Here is a 7,504-nt window from a genome sequence, read left to right as displayed (position 1 = left end):
CAATGTATCAATCGAGAGACGCGCATGAACAAGCGATTCAAGATGCAAAGCATGCAGGCTTTCATAATTTGGCAAACGATTTGCAAATGGAATATTATACGACCATTCCTTTTTTAGAAAAAGCACTTGAAACACATGGATTTAAAGTGACCTTTGAGCGCTGCAATCAATTTGTCTGGATTATGGAGGCTGAAAAATTATAGGAAGAGGTTTTTACTAATGAAGGTAGCCATAATCGGAGCAATGGAAGAAGAAGTTACGATTTTACGTGATAAATTGGAAGGTTTGGAGCAGGTTACGATTGCCGGATCCGAATTCAACACAGGGACACTGAACGGCATTGAGGTCATTTTACTTAAATCGGGAATCGGTAAAGTGAATGCTGCGATGTCCACAACGATTCTTTTAGAAAAATTCAAACCGGATGCGGTCATAAATACTGGATCTGCAGGAGGTTATCATCCAGCGCTTAATGTAGGGGATGTGGTCATTTCAACAGAAGTGCGCCACCATGATGTTGACGTGACAATCTTTGGCTATGAATACGGTCAAGTACCGCAATTGCCAGCAGCATTTATCCCGGACGAGAAGCTTTTTGCTATCGCAGAAGAAGCGGCGAAAGAAATTGAAGATATTCAAGTGGCGAAAGGTTTGATCGTGACGGGAGATTCTTTCATGAATGATCCTGTTCGGGTTGAATTCGTCAGAGGGAAATTTACAGATTTATACGCGGTGGAAATGGAAGCGGCAGCTATTGCTCAGGTAGCACACCAATTCCAAACACCGTTTGTTATCATTCGTTCCCTTTCAGATATCGCTGGCAAGGAGTCGAATATTTCCTTTGATAAGTTCTTAGAAACGGCGGCGCTACATTCAACCGCTCTGATTTTAAAAATGGTAGAAAAAATGAAATAAATGTTAGCGATCAGCGGAAGCCATTCCGTTGATCATTTCTTTATATGTATAACACACTAAATCGGTAGGTAAACTCTGAAAGGATGTCCAAATATGAAGGTCTTTCAAAACATTCATGATTTGATTGGCGAGACGCCCCTTATGGAAATCACCCATTTCCCCCTTCCAAATGAAGTCCGGGTTTTTGCGAAGCTGGAATTCTTTAACCCTGGGGGCAGTGTGAAGGATCGGCTTGGTCAGGAACTTTTAACGCAAGCGTTTCTGTCAGGAAGAGTAAAGGAGGGCGGAACCATCATCGAGCCGACAGCTGGAAATACTGGGATTGGATTGGCTCTGGCGGCGATTAACCGTGGCGTGGATGTAATATTTTGTGTACCGGAGAAATTTAGTACCGAGAAACAGGAATTGATGCGAGCCCTTGGTGCAAAAGTGATTCAGACCCCGACAGAGGAAGGAATGACAGGAGCGATTGCTAAGGCAAAGGCGTTGCTGGCCGAAATTCCGGATGCCTATTGTCCTCAGCAGTTTGCCAACCCGTCAAATCCGGATGCGTATTATAAAACGCTAGGACCGGAAATTTGGGAGCAACTGGATGGCAATGTGGATGTGTTTGTTGCCGGTGCCGGGACGGGAGGGACCTTCATGGGGACATCACGTTATTTAAAAGAAAAAAATCCAGCGGTCAAAACCGTTATTGTTGAACCAGAGGGATCAATTTTAAGCGGAGGCAAAGCTGGGCCTCATAAAACAGAAGGGATCGGCATGGAATTTTTACCTCCCTATATGGATGAAACGTATTTTGACCAGATTCATACGATAAGCGATAGTGATGCGTTTCAGATGGTGAAGGAATTGGCAATCAAAGAAGGCCTGCTTGTTGGGAGTTCTTCCGGTTCGGCGTTTGCCGCGGCAATGATAGAAGCGGAAGAGGCTGCTCAAGGGACAAATATTGTTGTGATTTTTCCGGATTCTAGTGAACGTTACTTAAGCAAAAAAATTTATCAGGGAGGCTTGTGAAATGAGAAAAAAAACACAATTAATTCATGGTGGCATTTTTGGTGATGAAAAAACAGGTGCGGTTTCGGTGCCGATCTATCAGGTAAGCACCTACAAGCAGGATGGTCCAGGAGATCATCGAGGCTATGAGTATTCCCGTACCGGTAACCCAACCCGCCATGCCCTGGAGGAATTAATCAAGGAGCTTGAAGAAGGGAAAAGAGGATTCGCCTTCGGTTCAGGAATGGCAGCTATGACGGCGGTGATGATGTTGCTCAATCAAGGTGATCATGTATTACTGACCGATGACGTATATGGAGGTTCTTTTCGAATCATGACAAAAGTGCTGAACCGGTTCGGCATAGAAGCGACCTTCGTCAATACGAGTGATATTCACACTATCGAAAAAGAAATCAAGTCTAATACAAAAGCATTGTTCATTGAATCACCGACGAATCCATTATTGAAAATTACTGATCTTGAATCGGTATCTAAAATAGCTAATGCAAACGGCTTGCTTACTATTGTGGATAATACGTTCAGTACGCCATACTGGCAAAATCCACTTAACCTTGGAGCAGATATCGTACTTCATAGCGCGACGAAGTACCTTGGGGGGCACAGCGATGTTGTAGCGGGTCTTGTCGTGGTGAATGATGAAAAACTTGGTAATGACCTTCATTTCATCCAAAACTCTACAGGGGGCGTGCTAGGGCCTCAAGATTCATGGCTGCTGATGCGTGGTATGAAAACGCTTGGCATCCGGATGGAAGAGCATGAAAAAAACACTTCTCAAATCGTTCGTTTCTTAAGCGAGCATAAAGGTGTTTCAAAAATCTATTATCCAGGTCTTGAAAACCATCCAAACCATGACATTGCCAAAAAACAATCACGTGGCTTTGGCGGTATGGTTTCATTCGATGTTGGTAGTGCAGAAAAGGCCGAACGTGTGCTGGAGAAAGTAAAATACTTTACCCTTGCTGAAAGCCTTGGTGCAGTGGAGAGCTTAATCTCGGTTCCAGCTTTGATGACGCATGCCTCTATTCCGGCAGATCGCCGTGCTGAACTTGGAATCACCGATGGATTAATTCGTATTTCCGTAGGTCTTGAAGACGCGGAAGACTTAGTGGAAGACTTGGAACAGGCGCTAAGAGGTTAAACGGACAGTATCATCTTCTCGGCTTACTGCCATTATTTACACCGTATCATTTGGAATAAATATGGTAGAATGAGATATCGATTACTTACTAGCTTGAAAGAAGGTGGAAATGGCATGAAAAATCGTAAAAAACAAACGGCTGCAGTCCTACGATCAAAAAAGACGGATTTTAAACAATTTGCGATTACCTTGCTATGTGTGGGCTCGTTCTTTTATTTAGGAACCATACTCCCTTCTGTTGAAAAAACGATGGTTTCCACGAATGTCTATATGGGAGCCACAATTTTGTTCCTCGGTATGTCTATTCTATTTTTCAGATTATCTAATAAATATAAAAAGATTTTGGCAGAAATGGATGACCATGACTCTTTAAAACAATAAAAGCAAGCCTGATTCTTCGTAGATGTTGACGGAGAATCAGGCTTTTTTGTTTTTCAAACATCTAGAGAAAATCAATAACAGGATAGGGCTGCTTTTTCATACTATTTTCCTCCCTAAGCTGTGAATTTCTAATGAAAATAGGAAAAAAGAAAGAACTTTCGAAAAAATAGGCAAAAGCCGTTTACAAAAATGCCATTTGTGGATATACTTACCAGGTAATAAAAAATATTCCAAAGGAGGTCGAGGAAAATGAAATTGTATCTACAAGGATCCATCACTAATCAGATTGGCTTGTCTGTTTCAAAGAACAATCACATACTATTCGACCTGTGCCAAGCGGAATATTTCTAAAGCAATTTTGGCTTTATTAATCATTCAAACATAGCGGCCGCAGGGAGAAGTCTTTTACCTGCGGCCTTTTTATATTCTCTTAAAAATCCCGCAGGAGGAAGTAACTTTCTGCGGCCTTTTTATGCCTTTTTTGGTAAGCCGCTCCCTTAAAGGAGGTGATATTATGACACTGAATATGCTATTTTTTACAATCACAATTAAAATGAAAAAAATGACTGCTGAAGAATGTTTGCAACAGGAGAGAATTCACAAGCTTCGTGAAGAGCACTTAAACAATGCAATGAAGCATCGTCCTTTTTTCTAAGACTGATATGTATGGTTATCCGTTAGGATTTATAAATTTTAGGAAAGGTGGAGGTAAATATGATTAAATGGGTTTATTTAAAAGGAGATAAGTATTGTTATTGGAATGAGAAGGATACCGGCTAATGGATTTGTTTACCTTTCACAGTATTGCCATGGTTTGTATGTATATTGTTCAAATAAGCAACGGTTAAGAGCAGCGGAAACATGATAAATTGAAGATAAGTTAGATATGGGGAGTGATTCTTGATGTTCTCAATGGTAATGATCCTTATTTTTACTACTGTCATCGGAACTGTAATCGCTGTAAATGTTTCCGTCGATGCCGATCAGCCGCTTCACAGTTTGAAGTAATAATGTAAAGTAGAAAACTCGGCATTTCAGCCGAGTTTTTTATATGCTTTTATCAGCAGCAAGGACCGAATCCGCCGTCTCCAAACCCACATCCCGGCAGCCACCAAAAGCCGAATATGAGCAATAAAATCAAGAGGACAATAAATAGGCCATACCCAAACCCGTAACATCCTCCTCCATAACAAGGTGCTGGACCCGGCGGATAACCATAGTTATACCCGTATGGTCCATAGTTATATCCCATAGTAAAACCCCCTCTCCCTAAAAATTCACTATCATTATATGAATGTTTGTAATTGTCCGATTGGGATTTCAACCATTCTTGTTTTAGACATTTTTTTACTTTCATGATTTCTTTTAGTGGTACAGACACGAACAAGCCCACTGTTGCATAGGTATGAATAGGGAAACCAAAGAAACGGGAGGATGAGACCAATGCCCGGAATACTTACAGCTGTAGGCTATATTATCAAAGAATTTTACTTATTAGTTTCCTATGTAAAAAACAACGCTTTTCCCCAGCCCTTGTCATCCCAGGACGAAAAGAAATACCTGAAGCTCATGGGTGAGGGTGATGGTGATGCCCGTAACATTCTTATCGAGCATAACCTCAGGCTTGTTGCCCATATCGTCAAGAAATTCGAGAATACAGGCGAAGATACAGAGGATCTGATTTCGATTGGGACAATAGGCTTGATAAAAGCCATTGAAAGTTATTCCGATGGAAAGGGTACGAAGCTGGCCACATATGCAGCACGTTGTATCGAGAACGAGATCCTGATGCATTTACGAGCAACAAAAAAAACGAAAAAGGATATTTCATTACATGACCCGATTGGTCAGGATAAAGAAGGAAACGAAATCAGTTTAATTGATGTGTTGAAATCAGAATCAGAAGATGTCATTGATACGATTCAGCTCAATATGGAAATTGAAAAGGTGAAAAAGTATATTGATATTTTGGATGAACGGGAAAAGGAAGTCATTGTTGGCCGGTTCGGACTAGATTTAAAAAAGGAAAAAACCCAGCGGGAAATTGCTAAAGAACTTGGGATTTCCCGTAGCTATGTATCGCGTATTGAAAAACGTGCCTTGATGAAGATGTTCCATGAATTTTATCGAGCGGAAAAAGAGAAAGAAAAGAAAGCAAAAGGATAAAAATCATTTTTTAAAACAAAAAGAGTGCGGGTCAAACTTCCCGCACTCTTTTTGTTTTAATATTTATTTCTGAATAGTTCTGCAAAGGCATGATAAATCTCAATACCTTGGGAAAGGAACAGACGTGAAGCAGTTAAAGAAAAGACACCAATCATTATTAGGCGGAACCACATGTTCATCACTCCTCGATTTTATTTTTTTATAAAATCTTAGAGTTTGTGGATACGTAATTCGCCTGGAAAAAGACTGGGCTGAGAAATCTCCGTCGAAGATTTGAGTGAAAATAAAGAAAATTAAAAATACAAAATTCGAAAGTAAGAAAAAGGATAACGTCCTGCCAGGAACCTAAGAAAGGTATGAACGGGAGCTTTTTCTCGGCCTTATCCCAGTGATGAACATCAGTGTGTTCTTCAAGGTTTAATGGCTGTGTGTGATGTTGAAGAGGTATATGCATTGTCCAAAGAAGCAGGGTAATGGCTGACAGCTGGATAAATAGTTTCATGTAAACCTTCCCCTTTCCTAAGGATATAACCATAATAACATGCTTTTAATTATGGATATAGAAAAATGTTTTAAAAAATTACTGAAAATTCTTTTTAGTTAGAAAAATATAGGTGAAACCTCTATAATAGGTATATTGATAAAAGGGGGCAAACAGAAAATGGAATATTCTCTAACATGGGATTTGGATATCTTTTTTAAAGGAGGAAGCTCTTCTAAGGAATTCCTGCTTTTTTTAGATGAAATCAATCAAGAGGTTCAAGAATTTGACCGTCTTGTAAGCAAGATAAATTCAGAAGAAAATGATGAAATCAGTTTGATCCAGGCATTTGATCTTTATAAAAATTTAAATATGAAATCGAGACAGGCTAGCGCCTTTATAGGATGCCTGGAAGCTCAAAATGCACAGGATAAAAAGGCAGGTCAACTGCGAATAAAACAAATGAAGAGTGTGGCGTCACTAAAAACGGTGGTAAGTAAAATGGATGAAATGCTACTGGAGCTTGATGAGGTGTTTTTTCAGAGTATCCTTAATAAAGAGCCGTTGAATGAACTGAAATATGTATTGAATGAACGTAGAGAAAGAGCGAAGGAAAGGCTTTCTGTTAAGGAAGAGTCACTAATCACCCAGCTATCCATGGATGGGTTTGAAGGCTGGAGCCAAATGTATGATACAATTGTGGGCTCGATGACCATCCCTTTTAAGGGTGAAGCACTTTCTGTTGGTCAGGCGGCTAATAAATTTTCTGATCCGGATAAAAACGTCCGGAATGAATTGTTTACTGCTTGGGAACAGGCTTGGGATGAAAAAAGTGATCTTTTTGCCCGGACTTTGAATCATTTAGCAGGCTTTCGTCTCAGTGTGAATGAAAAAAGAGGCTGGGATGATATTTTGAAGGAGCCGCTAGAAATCTGCAGGATGAAGAAAGAAACCCTCGAGAGCATGTGGACCGTAATTGCTGAACATAAGGAGCCCCTAGTGAAGTTTTTACATAGGAAGGCAGAATTACTTGATTTGGAGAAATTAAGTTGGGCTGATTTGGATGCTCCTCTCGCTGTTACAGCAGAGTCAAAGGTAATGGATTATCAAGAAGGTGCAGATTTTATCGTGCAGCAATTTTCTAAATTTGGACCTCAGTTAGCGAACTTCACTCAAAAAGCATTTGAAGACAGCTGGATTGAAGCAGAAGACAGACCAGGAAAGAAGCCAGGCGGTTTTTGCACAAGTTTCCCTTTGGATAAGCAATCCCGGATTTTTATGACGTATTCGGGCACCCCTTCGAATGTGTCGACATTGGCTCATGAATTGGGGCATGCTTTCCATTCATATGCGATGAGGGATATCCATCCATTGAATCGATCATATGCAATGAACGTGGCTGAAAC

Annotated in this window: 8 protein-coding genes and 1 pseudogene; 8 read left to right on the top strand and 1 reads right to left on the bottom strand. The window is 40.5% G+C overall.

The window, feature by feature from the left end; all coding sequences use genetic code 11:
* The 6 genes and pseudogenes from AC1DUW_RS17240 to AC1DUW_RS17215 form a co-directional block, all read left to right on the top strand.
* A pseudogene (locus tag AC1DUW_RS17240) lies at window positions 1-203 on the top strand (SAM-dependent methyltransferase); the annotation flags it as partial.
* A gap of 16 nt (window positions 204-219) precedes the next feature.
* Window positions 220-915 (top strand): 5'-methylthioadenosine/S-adenosylhomocysteine nucleosidase, encoded by a 696-nt coding sequence (gene mtnN, locus AC1DUW_RS17235; protein ID WP_116820740.1) that lies wholly within the window; start codon window positions 220-222, stop codon window positions 913-915.
* 93 nt (window positions 916-1,008) lie between these two features.
* Complete coding sequence (locus AC1DUW_RS17230) at window positions 1,009-1,932, top strand: PLP-dependent cysteine synthase family protein (protein WP_477643049.1); 924 nt, start codon at window positions 1,009-1,011, stop codon at window positions 1,930-1,932.
* A 1-nt stretch (window position 1,933) separates the two neighbouring features.
* A complete protein-coding gene (locus AC1DUW_RS17225) occupies window positions 1,934-3,070 on the top strand; it encodes a bifunctional cystathionine gamma-lyase/homocysteine desulfhydrase (protein ID WP_053347038.1) in 1,137 nt (378 codons plus the stop codon).
* A gap of 114 nt (window positions 3,071-3,184) precedes the next feature.
* Window positions 3,185-3,451 (top strand): YrhC family protein, encoded by a 267-nt coding sequence (locus AC1DUW_RS17220; protein ID WP_053347037.1) that lies wholly within the window; start codon window positions 3,185-3,187, stop codon window positions 3,449-3,451.
* Between the two features lie 514 nt (window positions 3,452-3,965).
* The gene (locus AC1DUW_RS17215) at window positions 3,966-4,106 is read left to right on the top strand and encodes a YrzI family small protein (RefSeq protein ID WP_116820737.1); all 141 of its coding nucleotides are present in this window, start codon (window positions 3,966-3,968) and stop codon (window positions 4,104-4,106) included.
* Between the two features lie 405 nt (window positions 4,107-4,511).
* Here AC1DUW_RS17215 and AC1DUW_RS17210 read toward each other — a convergent pair whose 3' ends face one another.
* Window positions 4,512-4,703, bottom strand: a complete 192-nt coding sequence (locus AC1DUW_RS17210; protein ID WP_477643048.1) for a hypothetical protein — start codon at window positions 4,701-4,703, stop codon at window positions 4,512-4,514.
* Window positions 4,704-4,894: 191 nt separating this feature from the next.
* Here AC1DUW_RS17210 and sigK point away from each other — a divergent pair, with 191 nt between their 5' ends.
* Both sigK and AC1DUW_RS17200 read left to right on the top strand, forming a co-directional pair.
* Window positions 4,895-5,617, top strand: coding sequence for an RNA polymerase sporulation sigma factor SigK (sigK, locus tag AC1DUW_RS17205; RefSeq protein WP_053347035.1), 723 nt, complete (start codon window positions 4,895-4,897; stop codon window positions 5,615-5,617).
* Window positions 5,618-6,278: 661 nt separating this feature from the next.
* A partial coding sequence (locus AC1DUW_RS17200; RefSeq protein WP_477643047.1) for a M3 family metallopeptidase occupies window positions 6,279-7,504 on the top strand: 1,226 nt, incomplete at its 3' end.

The organism is Peribacillus sp. P4_C12, assembly GCF_056402095.1.
The sequence above is the reverse complement of the archived record's forward strand: the minus strand, read 5'-3'. Positions and strand labels throughout refer to the sequence as shown.